Here is a 17400-nt window from a genome sequence, read left to right as displayed (position 1 = left end):
GGGCGGCACCTTGCCGCTGCGGTAGTACCGTGCCGCCCTGCCCGGCCGGCTTCAAGCTGTTTGCGACGAAACCCTCCGGTTCTCCGACGAACCCCGGATCGGTCTGGAGGAACAGCCCCGTGGTGCCGGCCGCTGGCCGGCAACCCCCCACGTCCGTCCGAGGGTCCATGAAGAGCCGGCAAGCGGCCCGCACGCCCGACCAGGCCCCCGGCACGCGTCGAACGAACCCCTCAACGCCATTGGCGTTATTCGAAGGAGCCGACCGAGTCGTGCGACAGGTTGTCGAAACGGGTGTATTCGCCGAAGAACTTGAGCTTGCACGAGCCGGTCGGGCCGCCTCGGTGCTTGCCGATGATGATCTCGGCCAGGCCCTTGTCTGGGGAATTTTCCTTGTTGTAATAGTCGTCGCGGTAGATGAACACGATCATGTCCGCGTCCTGCTCGATTGCGCCGGATTCGCGAAGGTCGGCCATCACCGGGCGCTTGTCGGTACGCGTTTCCAGCGAGCGGTTGAGCTGGGACAACGCGATCACCGGCACATTCAGTTCCTTGGCCAGGCCCTTGAGCGAGCGCGAAATCTCCGAGATTTCGGTCGCGCGGTTCTCGCTGTTGCCGGGTACCGACATCAGCTGCAGGTAGTCGATCACGATCAGACCCAGGTCGTGCTCGCGCTTGAGGCGGCGGCACTTGGAGCGCAGGATCTCCGGCGATACACCCGGCGTGTCGTCGATGAAGATCTTGGTTTCCTTCAGCATCCGGATCGCGCCGGTGACGCGGCTCCAGTCCTCGTCCTCGAGCTGGCCGGTACGCAGGCGCTGGGCGTTGATGCGGCCGTTGGAGGAAATAAGGCGCATCGCCAGCTGCGAGGCCGACATTTCCATCGAGAACACCGCCACGCCCTTCTTGGACTTGATCGCGGCGTACTCGGCGATGTTCAGCGCGAAGGTGGTCTTGCCCATCGCCGGACGCGCGGCGAGGATGATCAGGTCGGTCGGCTGCAGGCCGGCGGTCATCGCATCGAAGTCGGCGTAGCCGGTCGGCAGACCGGTGATGTTGCCGCCGTTCTCGAAGCGGTTGCGCAGTTCCTCGAACGCGTCCTTCAGCGCACCTGGCATCGCCACGAAATCGGTCCGGCCACGCGCGCCCTGCTCGGCGATCGCGAACACGGACTTTTCCGCCGCCGACAGCAGCTCGCTGCTCTCGCGCCCCTCGGGCTGGAAACCGTCGTTGACGATGTCGGTACCGACCTGGATCAACTGCCGCAGCACGGCCTTGTCGCGCACGATCTCGGCATAGGCGGCGATGTTGGCCGCCGAGGGCGTGGTGCTGGCCAGTTCGATCAGGTACGCGCCGTCGCCGACCAGCTCCATCTTGCCCTGCGACTCGAACCACTCGCCCAGGGTGACCGCATCGAACGGCCGATCACGCTCGGACAGCTCGCGGATCGCGCGGTAGATCATCTGGTGATCGCGGCGGTAGAAGTCGGTTTCGGTCAACTGGTCGTTGACCCGGTCGTAGCTTTCCGGCGCCAGCATCAATCCGCCCAGCACCGCCTGTTCGGCCTCGATCGAATGCGGCGGAACACGCAATGCGTCGATGCGCATCTCGTCGCGGTCGAAACGGTCACCGCGGTCTTTGCGGTCGGAACGGAAGCCAGAACGGGCGGACATGGGAGCGTACTTCCTGCGGGGTATGAGGCGTTGGACATGGTAGGCACGCAGCGACTGCCGCAGCCATGCACAACTCTGTGGATAAGCAGTGGATGAGCTGGGGGCATGCCGGCGGCGGCCGGCCGCATCGGCCGGGGCCGGCGCCGTGGTGGCGACGGGCGCCGTTGCGGCACCCGTCGAGGGCCACATTATCGCAGATGCACCCGACTCAATGCTGACCGCCGTGCGTACCGGTCCAGGCCAGGAAGCGGTCCACGAAGCCCTGCAGGAATGCCTGCGTGCCCGCGTTGGTGATCGTGCCCTGTGCGTCGATCAGGCCCTCCTTGAAGTGCAGGAAGGCTTCCGGCTGGCCCAGCACCGGCATGTCCAGGTAGGCCAGGATGTTGCGCAGATGCTGCTGGGCCAAGGCCGTGCCGATCACCCCGACCGACGCCCCGATGACCGCGGCAGGCTTGCCGGCGAAGGCGCTGTCGCCATACGGCCGCGAGCCCAAGTCGATGGCGTTCTTGAGCACGCCCGGCACCGAGCGGTTGTACTCGGGGGTGACGAACAGCACCGCGTCGGCCTGGCGGATCTGCTGCTTCAGGCGCACGCCCTGCGCAGGATAGTGGCTGTCGAAATCCTGGTTGTAGAGCGGCAGGTCACCGATCGACACATAGTCGAACCGGGCCTTGTCGCCCGCGAGCTTTTCCAGCGCATGGGCCAGCGCCAGGTTGTGCGACCCCTTGCGCAGGCTGCCCACCAGCACGGCAATCTTGAATTCAGGCATGAAGGCATCTCCAGTCGTGGGAAGGCCCAGCCTAGGCGGGGCGGCCTTCGCGAGTGGTGAAGGCCACGCCGGATGCGGCGCGACAGCCGGTCAGCCGCGCGCGACCCCTGCCCGGACCTGCTGCCAGTGCGCCTGCCAGGCCTGGAACATCAGCACATTCCACAGGTGCGTATGCCATTTGCGCTCGCCCTGCTGGAACTGCTGCCACCGCGGTGCCACCGCGGCCACATCGAACACGCCTTCGGCGGCCAGCCGCACCGGGTCGAGCAGTTCGTCCGCCCAGCCGCGCAGGTCACCCTTGAGCCACTCGCTGACCGGGGCGCCGAATCCGCGCTTGGGCCGGTGCACCATGTCCTGCGGCACATAACGGCCCAGCACGCGCTTGAGCAGGTACTTGCTGACCCCGTCGCGGTGCTTGAGCGCCATCGGCAGCGACCAGGCGAATTCGGCCACCCGCCAGTCCAGCAGCGGCGCGCGCGCCTCCAGGCTCACCGCCATGCTGGTGCGATCCACCTTGCACAGCAGATCGTCGGGCAGGTAGGTGCTGAAATCGGCCAGCATCATCGCATCGGCCGGCGAGCCGGCACCGTGCAGCGGGTCGGCCAGGTCGTAGAAGCTGCCCGCCGCCGTAGCGCCCGGCACCGCGGCCACCGGATCGCGCCAGCGCGTGATGCGGTTGCGGTACACATCCCCAATGCCGCGTGCGCCCGCTTCGGCCAGCAGCGCAGCAAGCCCGCCGGTACGCGAGGCCTCGCCCTGCCCGCGTGCGCGCGCGGCCATCCAGCGCCGCAGCGGCGCCGGCACCCGGCCCAGCATCGTCCAATTGCGCAGCGCGCGCTGATAGCGGCCATAGCCGAAGAACAGCTCGTCGCCCCCATCGCCGGACAGCGCCACGGTCACCTTGCCGCGCGCCAGGCGCGCCACCAGGGCGGTGGGTACCTGCGAGGCATCGGCGAACGGCTCGTCGAACATCGCCGGCAACGTCGGCACCACCGCCAACGCATCGGCGCCACTGACGTACAGCTCGGTGTGGTCGCACTGCAGGTGGGTGGCCAGCGCCTTGGCCAGCGGCGCTTCGTCGTGGTGGGATCCCTCGAAGCCGATGCTGAAACTGTGGATCGGCGTGGGCGACTGCGCCTGCATCAGCGCGGCCACCACCGACGAGTCGGTGCCACCGGACAGGAACACGCCCACCGGCACGTCGGCCACCATGCGCAGTGCGACGGCGTCGCGCAGGATCGCATCCAGCCGTTCTTCGGCCTCCTCATCGCTGCCGACGAACGGGGCTGCCAGCGCCTGCTGCATGCGCTCGCGCGCATTCCAGAACGGCTGCTGCATCTGGTCGGGGCGATGCGCGGCGGCGCCGGCGGCCACTGCCTGCGCATCCAGCCGCAGCACCCGGCCCGGCAACAGCTTGAAGCAGCGCTCATGGATGCAGTGTGGGGCCGGGATGTAGTCCAGGCGCAACAGCAGGGTCAGCGCGTCGCGGTCCACCCCGTTGTCGAAGTCCGGGTGCTGCCACAGCGCCTTCAGCTCCGAGCCGAACACCAGCGCACCGCCGGCCCAGCCGTAGTACAGCGGCTTCTTGCCGACCCTGTCGCGGGCCAGCCACAGGCACTGCCCAGTCCGGTCCCACAGCGCGATGGCGAACATGCCATTGCTCCGCTGCAGGGTCTCGTCCAGCCCCCACTGGCTGATCGCGGCCAGCAGCACCTCGGTATCCGAATGCCCGCGGAAGCCGTGGCCCAGCGCCTCCAGTTCAGCGCGCAGCGAGGCGAAGTTGTAGACCTCGCCGTTGTAGGCCAGCACGTAGCGGCCGTCGGCCGAGGCCATCGGCTGATGGCCCAGCGGCGACAGGTCCAGGATGCTCAGGCGGCGGTGGGCCAGCGCAATGCCCGCGGCCGCATCTGCCCAGACCCCACTGTCGTCCGGCCCACGATGGACCATCGCATCGCCCATCGCGCGCGCCCGGTGTTCCAGTGTCGCCTGCTCCAGCCCGGGAGCGGGCAGCAGCATTCCTGCCAATCCACACATACGTCAGAGATCCTGCGCCAACACCCGTGCGGCGCTCAGGACGGCATTGTCGCTTGGAAGCACCGAGATTGCTGCCCCCGCCAACGGCGTATAGGTGTCCGCGCCGCAGACCCGCTGCAGCGGCAGGTGGCCGAGACCGGCCTCGACCAGCGCGGTGATGACGCCCTCCCCCACCCCGGCGCTGTGGCGGCCCTCGTCCACCACCAGGATGCGTTGCGCGGTAGCGCCCTGCTCGGCGATGAAGCCGGCATTGAGCGGCACCAGCCAGCGCAGGTCGACCACGCGCACCTGCCAGCCCAGCGTCGCCTCGATGCCGCGCGCGGCACGCAGGCTCATCGGCACACCATTGCCGAAGGTGAAAATCACCAGGTCGTTGGCGTCCGGCGCGTACACGCGCCCCTCGCCGGGCAGCATCGCCGGCTGGCCCGGGGATGGATAGTCGAATACCCATTGGCCGTCGCCCGGCACGTGCAGGTCCTTGGTCATGTACAGCGCGATCGGCTCCAGGAATACCGCCACGCGGCCATCCACCTGGCCCAGCGCGGCCAGCGTGCGCAGCATCTGCACCGCATCGTCGCCCCGCGAGGGGCACCCCACCACCAGGCCGGGAATGTCGCGCAGCGCGGTGATCGAGTTGTCGTTGTGGAAGTGGCCGCCGAAACCCTTCTGGTAGCCCAGCCCGGCCACACGCACCAGCATCGGGTTGCGGTACTGGTCGTTGGAGAAGAACTGCAGCGAACACGCCTCGCCGCGCAGCTGGTCGATGGCGTTGTGCAGGTAGGCCAGGTACTGGATCTCCGGGATCGGCAGCATGCCCAGGTTGGCCAGGCCCTGGGCCATGCCGAGGATCATGGTTTCGTCCAGCAGCGTGTTGAACACCCGGCGCGGGCCGAACGCCTTGAGCAGGCCCTTGCTGACCGTGTACACGCCTCCCTTCTGCGCCACGTCCTCGCCAAACAGCAGGGTCGAGGGGTACTTGGCCATCAGCTCGTGCAGCGCCTGGTTGATCTGGATCGCCAGGTGGCGCGGCGGCAGGCGTTCGGGCAGCTGCGCCGCGCCGCCGTGGGCCGCCTCGCGCGCCACCGGGTCCGGCAGGCGCTCGGCTTCGGCACGCACGGCCGCCGGCGAGTACGGCGCCAGCGGCGCGATGATGTCCTCCAGTGCGGACAGCTTCGGCCGGCGATCGGCCTCGTCCGCCGCCGCGAAGCAGCGCTGCCGCACGGCCTCGTACGCGGCCAGCAGCGCATCCGGCGTCATCCAGCCCGAGGCCAGTGCGATCTGCGCCGAGCGCAGCAGCGGGTCGGCTGCCTCGGCCGCGCAGAGTTCGGCCAGCGGCCGCCACTCGATCTCGAAATCGGTACCGGCATGGCCCATCAGCCGCGTGGTGCGCAGGTGCAGGAAGGTCGGCCGCCGCGTCTGCCGGCAATGCACCAGCGCGCGCTGGACCGCGTCATGCCCATTGGCCAGGTCCAGTCCATCGGCGAAGAAGTAGTCCAGGCCCGGCCGATGGCCGAAGCTCGCGGCGATCCAGCCCTCCGGTGTTTTTACCGAGATGCCGATGCCGTTGTCCTCGCAGACGAACAGGATGGGGGCCGGCAGCCGCTGGTGGGCGGCCCACGCAGCGGTGTTGAAGGCGGTCTGCGCGGAGGCGTGGTTGGCCGACGCATCGCCGAACGAGCAGATCACCACGCTGTCGTCGGGAATCGGCAGGCGATGGCCGATGCGCCGCCCGCTCTCGATCGCCATCGCCGTTCCCAGCGCCTTGGGCAGATGCGAGGCGATGGTGGACGTCTGCGGCAGCACCCACAGCGGCTTGCTGCCCCACACCTTGTGGCGGCCGCCGCTGGCGGGGTCGTCGCGGCTGGCCGCGAAGGACAACGCCGCATCCATCACCGGGTCCATCCCCGGCACCTTGCGGAACCGTTCGGCCATGAAGCCGCCGGAGCGGTAATGCAGGAACGCCGGATCGGTGTGCCGGGCCAGGCGCGCCACCAGCGCATTGCCCTCGTGCCCGGCCGAGCCGATCGTGTAGAAGACTTTGTTCTGCACACGCAGCACGCGCGCCATCAGGTCCAGGTGGCGGCTGATCAGCTGGGACTCCAGCAGCTCGCCGAAACCCTGGGCGTCCAGCGTGCTGCCGGGCAGGATCGGCGCGCCCGGATCGGGCCGCGGCACGGCCGGGCCGCGCCACTGCTGCACGAAGTCGATGAAGTTGGTATCGCAGATCTCGGCCCGGTTGAGGCCTTTCATGCGTGCGGGAATCGGATCGGGAACCACGGCAAACATCCATCACCCTCCGTGAGGTGCTGCGGAAACGATCAAACGTGCCGGTCAGGCCGGCTGTACGAGCAACGCCTGCACCTGCGGCGACACCGGCGGCATCGGCACGAAGCCGGGCTGCGTGCGCACGCGCCGCAGCCAGGCCAGCACGGCCGGATACGGCGCCAGCGTCACGCCGCCATCGGCGGCGACATCGGTGTAGGCGAACAGCGCGATGTCGGCGATGCCGTAGTGGCGGCCGCTGAACCAGTCGGCCTGCGCCAGGTGCTGCTCCATCACCGCCAGGGCTTGTGCCGCGCGCGCCTGCAGCTGCGGCAGTTCAGCGCGGCGCGGGGAATCGATGGCGGTCCAGCCGCGGATGAAGCGGGCCACGGCCACGCAGGGCTCATGGCTGTACTGTTCGAAGAACATCCAGCGCAGCGTCTGCGCGCGCTCCCAGCCGTCGGTGGACAGGTACGGCGTACCTTCGGCCAGCCAGAACAGGATGGCATTGGACTCGGGCAGCACCCGGCCGTCGTCACGCTGCACCAGCGGCACTTTGGCGTTGGGGTTGAGGGCCAGGAACCGGGGCGTGTGGGTCTGCCCGTTGGCGCTGTCCACTTCCACCCACTCGTAACGGCTGCCGAGGTGTTCGAGCAGCATGCGCACCTTGTGGCAGTTGCCCGACACGGACATGCCATACACCGTCAACGGAGCCCGTACCGACGTCATTGCCACCCTCTCGGATCACTGGCGGGCGGTCTGCCCGCAGCCGCGAGTCTGGCCGCAAGCAGGCGGGCTTGCCAAGCGCGGGTGCAGCATCCTGCTCACGCCTGCCGGCGCTGTCGCCATTGGGCGCGCGACTGGCCCCAGATTTCCATCGGAACGCCTGCATGCGGCGGCGGCAATTCGCCCATGCGCAGCAGCGTGCTGCCGAGCTTGCGCGCCACGGCCTGGGAATTGACGTTGGACGGCTCGATGGTATGGATCACCTCATCCCAGCCCAGTGTGTCGAAGGCCCAGTCGATGCTGGCCACCGCAGCCTCGGGCGCGTATCCCTTGCCCCAGCTGTCGCGGCAGATGCTCCAGCCGACCTCGGTGCCGGGCCAGTCCAGCGGCTGCCACGGCCCCATGCGCCCGACCCACGCGCCGGTCGCCTTCTCGATCACCGAGAACATCGAAAAGCCATACAGGTGCCAACTGCCCACCAGGCAGCTGAAGCTGCGCCAGGCCTGCGAGGGGGGCATCACGCCACCGAGGTACTGCATCACCTCCGGGTCGCTGCAGAAGCGCAGGAAGGCATCGAAATCCTCGACGCGCGGCGGGCGCAGGATCAGGCGGTCGGTTTCCAGGGCAAGATCGACAATGCTCATGCGGCGGTCCCAATGGCTACGCCGGCCATGATCGCAGAACGTGGGCCGCACGGCAGGCCCCACAACGCGGCACGCCGGCGCAGGGCCGGCGTGTCGTTCGATGCTTCGGGGAGAAGCGGCGCTTACTGCCGGTTGGCATCCAGCGACGCGGTCTGGGTGACCAGCTGACCATCGATCACCGGCAGGCGATCGCTGCTGGGCTTGTTGTCCATCTTGACGGTCTTTTCGACGCCGTCGTAGCGGTAGGTCACGTTGTAACCGGTGACCGCGTCGCTGGTGCCCATCGCAATGCGGTTGCCCGGCTTGCTGGCCATGCGCATGGTGCCGGTGGTGCCGTCTTCATTGCGGTAGGTCACGTTGTAGCCGGTGACGCGCGTCGACTCGGAGGTTGCCGTTTCGGTGTGGCACTGCCGCTCGGTGCGGTTGACCACACGGCCCCCCACGTGGCGCTTGTCCACCTGGTTGCCGATCAGGCCACCGGCCACCGCACCGGCGGCGGTCGCTGCCTTCTTGCCGTTGCCGCCGCCGACCTGGTTGCCCAGCAGGCCACCGATCACCGCACCGGCCACCGTACCGCCGACGTTGCCGTCGCGCTCGGGCAGGCGTTCCTGCACCACCACGTCCTGGCAGACCTCATGCGGGGTCTGGGTGGTCGAGGTCTCGCGCACCGGCTCGGTGCCGATCACGGTGGCGTAGGCCTTCTCCTTGCGGGTCAGCGGATCGACCTTGACCACGTCGGCGTATTCCAGCCTGCCGGCCTTGTCTTCCAGGGCCACGGCATCGGTGCGCGCACCGTCGTCGGTCAGCGGGGTGGTGTCCAGGGTGGGCCGGCTCTGTGCCGCGGTGGTCGCATCCGGGGAGGACGTGCCGCTCTTCATGAAAGCGGCGGTGGCGATACCGCCGACGAGCAGCGCGCCAGCGGCGACCAAAGCAGTGGTGGTTGTACTTTTCATAACCGGCTCCTTGCGGACCATCCGCAACGTTCTTGAGCGAATTCCAGCATGGCGTGCCTGAACGGAATCTCCACATTCCCTGCACACCGCGTTACCCCATTCAGGTTCTGTCGCAGCAAGGCCCGTGATAGCGTTTACAGCATCTGTCGAGGAGTGCGTCATGGCCAATCCCCTGTTGCTGCCCGTGCTCGAATGGGCGCGCCACCTGCGCTACCCCACCCTGTTCAAGCTCACCGCCGGGCTGTTCGCGTTGAGCCTGCTCCTCCCGGACCCGGTGCTGCTCGTGGATGAGATTCTGCTGGGACTGGGCACGCTGCTGCTGGCCAACTGGAAAACACGCGGCCACCGGACGCCGCCGCCGCTGCCCGCCAAACGCCGCGCGTGAACCTGGTCGACAGCCACTGCCATCTGGACGCGGGCGAGTTCGACGGGGATCGGCTGCAGGTGATCGAGCGCGCGCGTGCTGCGGGCGTGCGCACGCAGGTGGTGCCGGCGGTCACGGCTGCCAGCTGGCCGGTGCTGCGCGAGACCTGCCGCCTCGGCGACGGCTTGCATCCCGCCTACGGGCTGCATCCGATGTTCCTCGATCAGCACCGGCCCGAACATCTCGATGCACTGCGCACGTGGATCACGCGCGAGCGCCCGTGCGCGGTTGGCGAGTGCGGCCTGGACTTCTTCGTGGAGGGGCTGGACGTGCAACAACAGCAGTTCTACTTCCTCGGCCAGCTACGCCTGGCGCGCGAGTTCGACCTGCCGGTGATCGTGCATGCGCGCCGTGCGGTGGACGCTGTGATCGCCGCGATCAGACAGGTGGGCGGTCTGCGCGGCGTGGTGCACAGTTTCCCTGGCAGCCCGGAGCAGGCCGCGCAGCTGCACGCGCAGGGCTTCCTGCTGGGCCTCGGCGGCCCGCTGACGTACCAACGGGCCCAACGCCTGCAGCGCCTGGTCGCGCATATGCCGCTGGAGCAGCTGCTGCTGGAAACCGACGCTCCCGACCAGCCCGACGCGGGCATCCGTGGCCAGCGCAACGAGCCGGCGCGCTTGCCGGTGATCCTGGAGACGGTGGCGCGTCTGCGCGGCCAGCCAGCAGAGCACATCGCCGCGCAGACCACCGCAAACGCACGCCGCCTGTTCGCCCTGTAGCGCCGGGCTCTGCCCGGCTGCCGTTGGCGTACGATCCGAAACACCAACACGCGCCAGCCCCGTAGAGCCGGGCTCTGCCCGGCTGCCGTTGGCGCACGACCCGAAACACCAACACGCGCCAGCCCCGTAGAGCCGGGCTCTGCCCGGCTGCCGTTGGCGTACGACCCGAAACACCAGCACGCGCCAGCCCCGTAGCGCCGGGCTCTGCCCGGCTGCCGTTGGCGCACGATCCGAAATGCCTGAACACCCGCATACCACGTCGCGCGGCAGCCGGGCAGAGCCCGGCTCTACGGGGTCGCAGGCTTCTTCAGCCGGGCAGAGCCCGGCTCTACCGGGTTGCGGCCTTCTTCAGCAGCATGTCCAGCGCCTTGCCGACGGCGGCGAACGCGAAGGCGCCGGTGATGTGGGTGGCGGCCCCCAGGCCCGCGCCGCAATCCAGCTTCAGCGCCGCATCGGCGCCAAGGTTCGGGCGGATGCCGCACACGCTGCCATCCGCCTGCGGGTACTTCACGTTTTCCAGCGAGTACACCGCCGGTACGCCGAAGTACCGCGAGGCATTCTTCGGGAAATTGAAATCGCTGCGCAGCTTCTTGCGGATCAGCGCCATCATCGCGTCGTGCTCGGTACGCGACACGTCACGGATCCGCACCAGGGTGGGATCGGTACGGCCACCGGCGGCGCCCACGGTCAGGATCGGCAGCTTGCGGCGGCGGCACCACGCGATGGTTTCGACCTTGACCCGGAAGCTGTCGCAGGCGTCGATGACCAGATCGAAATCACGGTCCAGCAACTCGACCATGTTGGACACGGTCAGGAACGAGGCGACCGCATCGACGCTGATATCCGGATTGATCGCGCGGCAGCGCTCGGCCATCGCCTCGGCCTTGTTGCGACCGTACTGGCCGGCCAGGGCAGGCAACTGGCGGTTGGTATTGGACACGCAGATGTCGTCGGCATCGATCAGGGTCAGGTGACCCACGGCCGTGCGGGCCAGTGCCTCGACCACCCAGGAGCCCACGCCGCCCATGCCGACCACCGCCACCCGGCGGCTCGACAACAGGTCCACGGTGCCCACCCCATACAACCGGTCGATGCCGGCAAATCGTTCGCGCAGTACGTCATTCATCGGCACATTTTAAGGCCCATGACCCCGTACCGGTACGCGCCGTGGACAGGACGCGTCGTACCATCGCCGCAGCCACCCTCAAGGAAGCCCTCACCATGAACGATCCCGCGTCCCCGCCCCGCCGCCCCTCTGCCGCCTACCGTTACCTGTTCGTAGGCCTGCTTGGGCTGGTGATCGGGCTGATTGCCACGGTGATGGTCTCGCGTGCGATTCAGGCCCGGCAGGATCCCTTCCCGGATTCACTGATGCATGTGATGAACCGCCAGGTCGAGCTGCTGCAGGCCGCGCAGGCGCAGAACCGCTGCAGCCTGGCCGACACCGTGCCGCGTCTGCAGACGCTGCGCTCGCTGTCCAACGATCTGGACCTGGCCTTTCCCGGCCTGAAGGACAGCCAGGGCTTCCAGCAGCACGCCAGTGCCCTGCGCGCCACGCTCAACGAGGCGTTGGCGGCACCGCCGACCGACTGCCCGGGCATGGCCACGCTGGTGGAGAAGATCCAGACCGACTGCAAGGCCTGCCACCAGGATTTCCGCTGATTCATCTTCCAGCCACACTGGCGGCCCGGGATTGGCACGCTGTTCACGCTGCACAGGACACGATCTGCTCCATGCGCACCAGACGCATTCGATCATCCCTCTGGCCAGGAGATACACCATGAAGATTCAACTGATTGCCGCCGCTGCCGTTGCTACCGTCGCCCTGGCTGGCTGTGCCACCACCTCGCCGGGCTACGGCGGCGGTGGTTACAACAACGGTTACGGCAATTCCGGCGGCAACTACAACACGAACCGCTGCGCCGACTGCGGCATCGTGACCCGCATCAACCAGGTGGCATCGGGCCGCACCGCGCCGAGCGCGACCGGGGCGATCCTGGGCGGTATCGTCGGCGCCGTCGCCGGCCATGAGATCTCCGATCACACCGGCGGCAGCAAGGGCAACCAGAACATCGCCGCCGCCGCGGGCGCCGTGGGTGGTGCGTTGGCCGGCAACCAGATCCAGAAGAACGTCACCAGCGACACCTTCGACATCACCGTGCGCATGGATGACGGCCGTACCGTGGTGGTCAACCAGCGCGATCTGGGCGGCATCCGCGAGAACACCTATGTCCGCGTGGTCAACGGCAAGGTGATCCTGCGCTGATCGGCGCTGCCTGCCCGCACCATGAAAAAGGCCCGCTTGCGCGGGCCTTTTTCGTGCCGCCGCGTGGTCGACCTCAGGTCGGTTCCACAGCGTCGGCCTGCAGGCCCTTCTGGCCCTGCACAACCGTGAAGGTGACCTTCTGGCCTTCCTTCAGGCTTTTGAAGCCCTGGGTCTGGATCGCGCGGAAATGCACGAACACGTCTTCGCCGTTCTCACGGCTGATGAAGCCGAAGCCCTTGGCATCATTGAACCACTTGACAGTACCGGTCTCACGATCAGCCATCTCACTCACTCCCTGGTGACTCTGCTCTTGTTGTTGGATACGCCTGGTTGGGCGGCTGACAGCAAGGGGGAAGCGAGGTGCAACGATGCAGCGGATCCGGAAGATCTACCATCATCAGGCCACGATCCACGGTGACCTTGCCAAGCTCAGCGACCTCAACTTAACCCGGGCAAAACGAAAAAGCAACTGGCAAACCTTTCGGATGTCAACCCCATTTACCACACCATACTGGACAGCATGGACCTCTCATTCATCTTGTATCTGCTAGCGATCCTGCTGGTGCTCGCCGGCATCGCCGGGGTCATCCTGCCGGCGCTGCCCGGCATCCCGCTGGTGTTCGCCGGATTGCTGCTTGCGGCATGGGTGGACGGGTTCGCGCACGTGGGCTGGCTGCCCCTGGTCGTGCTGGGGCTGCTCACCGCCCTGTCCTTCGCGGTGGACATCCTGGCCACGGTGGTTGGCGCCAAACGGGTGGGGGCCAGCCGCAAGGCGCTGTGGGGCACGTTCATCGGCAGCATCGTGGGGCTGTTCTTCATGCCGCTGGGGCTGTTCCTCGGCCCGCTGGCCGGCGCCCTGCTTGGCGAGTACTGGCATGGCCGCGAACTGGGCCGCTCGACCAAGGTCGGCCTGGCCACCTGGCTGGGCATCCTGCTGGGCGTGGCATTGAAGCTGGCGCTGGCCATCGCGATGCTCGGCCTGTTCGCGTTCGCGTGGTTTTTCTGAAGGCGCTTTCACACCCTCGCCACGTCGTCGCCGGGCATAACGTCGCAGCAGCAGGTGATGGCCGCGCGCTGGCATGAAAACAGAGCACCGGCGACACTGTGGCGGCAATCCCATTCACTATTTGTCACCTGGCCCCGTGTTCATGACCCTTCCGCTCCCCCGTTCCGCGTTGTTCCTGGCCCTGGCCGCCTCTGCCACCAGCCTGCCGCTGGCCGCGCAGGAGGCGGCGCCGACCCCGGCCTCACCGGAAGCCTGTGCGCTGGTGGACACCGACGCCGCGCGACTGGCCTGTTACGACACGCTGTTCGGCCACACCCGCGGCGTCACCGTGGCCGCCGATGCGGCCGCCACGGCGGCCCAGCAGGCGCGCCGCGAGGAACGCCAGGCCGCCCGCAGCGCCGATGCCGATGCGCCCACGGGGCAGCGGGTCAAGCAGCGCTTCGGCGAACTGTTCCAGAACGATGGCCACCAGGCTGCCCTGGCCAACGCGGGCAAGGGCTCGCTGCTGGACAGCCGCTGGGAACTGGCCCAGGACTCCAAGCTCGGCGCCTTCCAGCTGCGCGCCTACAAGCCGGTGTACCTGCTGCCGGCGTTCTGGACCAGCGACAAGAACCAGACGCCGCAATCGCCCAACCCGGCCAACACGGTCACCACGCCGCAGCTGCTGGACAGCAACGAACTGAAGTTCCAGCTCAGCTTCAAGACCAAGATCGTGGAGAACGTGTTCGGCAACAACGGCGACATCTGGGCCGGATACACCCAGAGCTCGCGCTGGCAGGCCTACAACGCCGAGAACTCGCGTCCCTTCCGCGAAACCAATTACGAACCGGAAGTGATGATGATGTTCCGCAACGGCTACTCGATCGGTGGCTGGCGCGGTCGCATGAGCGGGATCAGCCTCAACCACATGTCCAACGGCCGCCCCGACCCGCTCTCGCGCAGCTGGAACCGGGTGATCGCCACCATCGGCCTGGACCGCGAGAACTGGGCGCTGGTGCTGCGCCCGTGGTACCGCATTCCGGAAGACCGCAAGGACGACAACAATCCGGACATCGAGGATTACATGGGCCGCGGCGACGCCACCCTGACCTGGAACCGCAACGGCCACGAAGTCTCGTTGATGGCGCGCCACTCGCTGCGCGGCGGCGATCGTTCGCACGGTGCGGTGCAGCTCGATTACGGGTTTCCGATCAGCAACCTGCTGCGCGGCCACGTACAGGTGTTCGACGGCTACGGCGAGAGCATGATCGACTACAACCACAAGGCCACCTACGTGGGCGTGGGCGTGTCGCTGCTGGAGTGGTACTGATGGCGGTGACGATCTGGCACAACCCGCGCTGCAGCAACTCGCGCGGGGCACTGGCGCTGATCCGCGAGGCAGGCATCGAACCGACGATTGTGGACTACCTCGCCACCCCGCCCGACCGCACGACCCTGGCCGCCGTGATCGCACGCATGGGCATCGCCCCGCGCGCACTGCTGCGCAGCAAGGAAGCGGCATACACCGACCTGGGGCTGGATGATCCGACCCTGGACGATGCCGCCCTGATCGACGCAATGGCTGCCCATCCGGCACTGATCAACCGCCCCATCGTGGAAACCCCGCGCGGTACGCGGCTGTGCCGCCCGCCGGAAACGGTGCGCGACCTGCTCGCGTAGCCACCGGCCGGCGGCCTGCCTGCGGGGTCAGCCGCACCCGGACATGCACGACGAACGCCGCTCTTCGCAGCCGATCTGCACGCCACTCTGTTGACACGCGTGCGCCTTGAGCTCGCAGGAGCGGCGCAGCTCGGGATGCTGGATGTCCTTGCAGCGCTTGTCCGGCTGCGGTGCCATCTGCTGCTCGCAACTGCGGTCGTGGATTTCCTTCGGCGTGGCCATGCAGCTGCGGTAACTGGCCTGGCACTGCATCGCGCACTGCGCGCCGGCGGTGAACCCGGTGTCGGCGGCAGGGTCGCCGCTGCTGGCACAACCGGCCAGCAGCAGTGACAGCACCAGCATGCAGACGTTCCGTGACATGGGCGTGCTCCTTGTTTCCGTCGAAGGGAGGGTCAGCGTTCGATCATGCGCCCGCCACACGCCAGCGCGCAGCGCTCCCAGCGCTGGGTGCAGGCCGACGTGTCGGGCGAGGGAGGCAGGCAGGCCGCACCGCCATTGGCGCTTTCGCAGCGACGCCGTTCGCTGTCGCTGGCGTATCCCGAGCAGCGGTCCTGCAGGCGTTCCTGGCCGGCCAGGCACATCGCGTGGCTGCTCTCGGCCTCCAGACGCGCATCGGTGGAGCAGCGCAACGCCTGCGCGTCGCAGGGGACCATGCATGCCGTGCCGGCCGGCGTGGTGGGGCGCTCGATCTCATACGACCGGCACCCCGCAAGGGCGAACACGCCCACACACCACAGCACCGCAGTCCAGCGCATTCCGATCCTCCATGATGGCGCCCCGACTGTAGCAAATACGCGCGGGGCTGCCGCGCCTCAACGCCAGTCGGTGATGCCTTCGCGGCGGTACACCTCGACAAATGCCGGTCGCGCCTTGAGCCGGTCTGCGTAGGCCTTCAGTACCGGCCAGCGATCACTCGGTGCCGGCATGCCGCGCGACCAGCGCAGCAGCATCACCACCATGAAATCCACCACGCTCACCTGCTCGCCGAGCATGTACGGGCCGCTCGCTTCCACGTGATCGGCCAACCGCTGCCACGCCGCTTCAAGGCGTTCGCGCGCGTGCCGCCGGGTCGCTTCAACATGCGCCGCGCCGGCCATTTCATGTGCGTAGAACCACGCCCGATATGCCGGCTGCACGCTGTTGGCGCACCAGAACATCCAGCGGTAGGCCTCGGCACGGGAGGCACTCCCCACCGGCGGCAGCAGGCCCGCCTGCGGGTGCAGATCGGCCAGGTGCAGCGCGATCGCCGCCGCTTCGGTCAGCACCTGGCCGTCCAGCACCAGCGTGGGCACCACGCCGGCCGGGTTCAGCGCGAGGTAGTCGGCCGTCTTGTGTTCGCGCGCCTCGAAATCCAGCAGCACCAGTTCATGCGGCAACGCCAGTTCCAGCAGCAGCCAGTGCACCACCAGCGATGCGGTGCTGGGCGAACCGTAGAGGGTGATCTGCATGGGCGCTGCCTGTCGGGGAAAACGCCGAGTATGCGCTGCGGCGCCGGCCGATGCGATGCCGCGCCGACCGGGTACAGATGCCACGCGACATTGCAGGGGACTGTCGCTGTCGGCGCCCGATGCCGCCGCCTAGCATGTGCCGCCTCGCCCGTTCTTCTCCACGGTACAGCACCATGCCGGACGCCTCCGCCCTGCTCGCCTTCGCTCTGGTCGCACTGGTGATGGTGCTCACACCGGGCCCCAACATGGTCTACCTGATTTCGCGCTCGGTCAGACAGGGGCGGGTGGCGGGCTGGATCTCGCTGAGTGGCATCGCGGTGGGATTCATGACCTACCTGGCCTGCGCCACGCTGGGTCTGACCGCGCTGCTGATGGCCGTGCCGTATGCCTACGACGCACTCCGCATTGCCGGTGCGCTGTATCTGCTGTACCTGGCCTGGCAGGCGCTGCGCCCCGGTGGCCGTTCGCCGTTCCAGGTGCGTGCGCTGTCACCTGACCGCCCACCGCGCCTGTTCGCGATGGGGCTGCTGACCAGCCTGTTGAACCCGAAGATCGCGGTGATGTACCTGTCGCTCCTGCCACAGTTCATCCAGCCCGGCGGACACGGCAGCGTTGCACTGCAATCGATGGCGCTGGGGTCGCTGCAGATCGCCATCAGCCTGGGGGTCAACGCGCTGATCGTGGGCGTGGCCGGCGGCATGGCCGCCTTTCTGGCCGACCGGCCGCGCTGGCAGGCGCTGCAGCGCGCGGTGATGGGCACAGTACTCGGCGGCCTTGCCCTGCGCATGCTGTTCGACGCGCGACGCTGAGCGCCGCCCCC

At 68.0% G+C, this 17400-nt stretch carries 20 protein-coding genes; 8 read left to right on the top strand and 12 right to left on the bottom strand.

Translation table 11 applies throughout. The annotated features are described in order from the left end of the window. Positions 1-245: 245 nt before the first annotated feature. The 7 genes from ACPEH8_RS06435 to ACPEH8_RS06405 form a co-directional block, all read right to left on the bottom strand. Entirely contained in the window at positions 246-1670 is a 1425-nt protein-coding gene (locus tag ACPEH8_RS06435; RefSeq protein WP_017357569.1) for a replicative DNA helicase, read from the bottom strand. Between the two features lie 208 nt (positions 1671-1878). Continuing rightward, positions 1879-2439: an NADPH-dependent FMN reductase gene (locus ACPEH8_RS06430; RefSeq protein ID WP_017357570.1), complete on the bottom strand. Its 561-nt coding sequence runs from the start codon at positions 2437-2439 to the stop codon at positions 1879-1881. Positions 2440-2529: 90 nt separating this feature from the next. Next, positions 2530-4473 carry an asparagine synthase (glutamine-hydrolyzing) gene (gene asnB / locus ACPEH8_RS06425; protein ID WP_423666315.1) on the bottom strand — a complete coding sequence of 648 codons (1944 nt, stop codon included), beginning with the start codon at positions 4471-4473 and terminating at the stop codon, positions 2530-2532. Positions 4474-4476: 3 nt separating this feature from the next. Continuing rightward, entirely contained in the window at positions 4477-6759 is a 2283-nt protein-coding gene (locus ACPEH8_RS06420; protein ID WP_423666313.1) for a thiamine pyrophosphate-dependent enzyme, read from the bottom strand. Between the two features lie 45 nt (positions 6760-6804). Beyond that, on the bottom strand, positions 6805-7464 hold the full coding sequence (locus ACPEH8_RS06415) for a glutathione S-transferase family protein (RefSeq protein ID WP_423666311.1): 660 nt from the start codon (positions 7462-7464) through the stop codon (positions 6805-6807). A 95-nt stretch (positions 7465-7559) separates the two neighbouring features. Next, positions 7560-8105, bottom strand: coding sequence for a GNAT family N-acetyltransferase (locus tag ACPEH8_RS06410; protein WP_136003353.1), 546 nt, complete (start codon positions 8103-8105; stop codon positions 7560-7562). A gap of 122 nt (positions 8106-8227) precedes the next feature. Then, positions 8228-9058, bottom strand: coding sequence for a glycine zipper 2TM domain-containing protein (locus ACPEH8_RS06405; protein WP_026070858.1), 831 nt, complete (start codon positions 9056-9058; stop codon positions 8228-8230). Positions 9059-9218: 160 nt separating this feature from the next. Between ACPEH8_RS06405 and ACPEH8_RS06400 the strand changes: the two genes are divergently transcribed. Continuing rightward, on the top strand, positions 9219-9443 hold the full coding sequence (locus ACPEH8_RS06400; RefSeq protein ID WP_313161308.1) for a DUF6116 family protein: 225 nt from the start codon (positions 9219-9221) through the stop codon (positions 9441-9443). Further along, positions 9440-10201, top strand: a complete 762-nt coding sequence (locus ACPEH8_RS06395) for a TatD family hydrolase (protein WP_423666309.1) — start codon at positions 9440-9442, stop codon at positions 10199-10201. Before ACPEH8_RS06400 ends, ACPEH8_RS06395 begins: the two co-directional genes overlap by 4 nt. Positions 10202-10529: 328 nt before the next feature. On the opposite strand, the gene ACPEH8_RS06390 is transcribed toward ACPEH8_RS06395, so the two are convergent. Then, positions 10530-11327 (bottom strand): tRNA threonylcarbamoyladenosine dehydratase, encoded by a 798-nt coding sequence (locus tag ACPEH8_RS06390; RefSeq protein WP_136003352.1) that lies wholly within the window; start codon positions 11325-11327, stop codon positions 10530-10532. Positions 11328-11422: 95 nt separating this feature from the next. Between ACPEH8_RS06390 and ACPEH8_RS06385 the strand changes: the two genes are divergently transcribed. Further along, positions 11423-11863, top strand: a complete 441-nt coding sequence (locus ACPEH8_RS06385) for a cytochrome c (protein WP_136003351.1) — start codon at positions 11423-11425, stop codon at positions 11861-11863. Positions 11864-11981: 118 nt separating this feature from the next. Continuing rightward, on the top strand, positions 11982-12467 hold the full coding sequence (locus tag ACPEH8_RS06380; RefSeq protein ID WP_136003349.1) for a glycine zipper 2TM domain-containing protein: 486 nt from the start codon (positions 11982-11984) through the stop codon (positions 12465-12467). Between the two features lie 73 nt (positions 12468-12540). On the opposite strand, the gene ACPEH8_RS06375 is transcribed toward ACPEH8_RS06380, so the two are convergent. Beyond that, a complete protein-coding gene (locus tag ACPEH8_RS06375) occupies positions 12541-12750 on the bottom strand; it encodes a cold-shock protein (RefSeq protein ID WP_136003348.1) in 210 nt (69 codons plus the stop codon). Positions 12751-12987: 237 nt separating this feature from the next. Here ACPEH8_RS06375 and ACPEH8_RS06370 point away from each other — a divergent pair, with 237 nt between their 5' ends. From ACPEH8_RS06370 to arsC, 3 genes are all read left to right on the top strand, one after another. Then, positions 12988-13473, top strand: coding sequence for a DUF456 domain-containing protein (locus ACPEH8_RS06370; RefSeq protein ID WP_136003346.1), 486 nt, complete (start codon positions 12988-12990; stop codon positions 13471-13473). Positions 13474-13615: 142 nt separating this feature from the next. Continuing rightward, entirely contained in the window at positions 13616-14782 is a 1167-nt protein-coding gene (locus ACPEH8_RS06365; protein WP_136003344.1) for a phospholipase A, read from the top strand. After that, positions 14782-15132, top strand: coding sequence for an arsenate reductase (glutaredoxin) (gene arsC, locus ACPEH8_RS06360; RefSeq protein WP_136003342.1), 351 nt, complete (start codon positions 14782-14784; stop codon positions 15130-15132). The genes ACPEH8_RS06365 and arsC overlap by 1 nt, the downstream gene beginning before the upstream one ends. A 27-nt stretch (positions 15133-15159) precedes the next feature. Here the strand turns inward: arsC and ACPEH8_RS06355 are convergent, their stop codons facing one another. From ACPEH8_RS06355 to ACPEH8_RS06345, 3 genes are read right to left on the bottom strand one after another with little or no spacing between them, the layout of a single operon-like run. Then, entirely contained in the window at positions 15160-15492 is a 333-nt protein-coding gene (locus ACPEH8_RS06355) for a hypothetical protein (protein ID WP_165699835.1), read from the bottom strand. Between the two features lie 32 nt (positions 15493-15524). Beyond that, on the bottom strand, positions 15525-15887 hold the full coding sequence (locus tag ACPEH8_RS06350) for a hypothetical protein (protein WP_136003340.1): 363 nt from the start codon (positions 15885-15887) through the stop codon (positions 15525-15527). 57 nt (positions 15888-15944) lie between these two features. Next, positions 15945-16580, bottom strand: coding sequence for a glutathione S-transferase family protein (locus ACPEH8_RS06345; protein ID WP_136003339.1), 636 nt, complete (start codon positions 16578-16580; stop codon positions 15945-15947). Positions 16581-16753: 173 nt separating this feature from the next. On the opposite strand from ACPEH8_RS06345, the gene ACPEH8_RS06340 reads away from it, so the two are divergent. Beyond that, positions 16754-17389 carry a LysE family translocator gene (locus tag ACPEH8_RS06340; protein WP_166473204.1) on the top strand — a complete coding sequence of 212 codons (636 nt, stop codon included), beginning with the start codon at positions 16754-16756 and terminating at the stop codon, positions 17387-17389. Positions 17390-17400 lie beyond the last annotated feature (11 nt).

It is taken from the genome of Stenotrophomonas sp. NPDC077461, assembly GCF_049545475.1.
Lineage (GTDB): Bacteria > Pseudomonadota > Gammaproteobacteria > Xanthomonadales > Xanthomonadaceae > Stenotrophomonas > Stenotrophomonas nematodicola.
The sequence above is the reverse complement of the archived record's forward strand: the minus strand, read 5'-3'. Positions and strand labels throughout refer to the sequence as shown.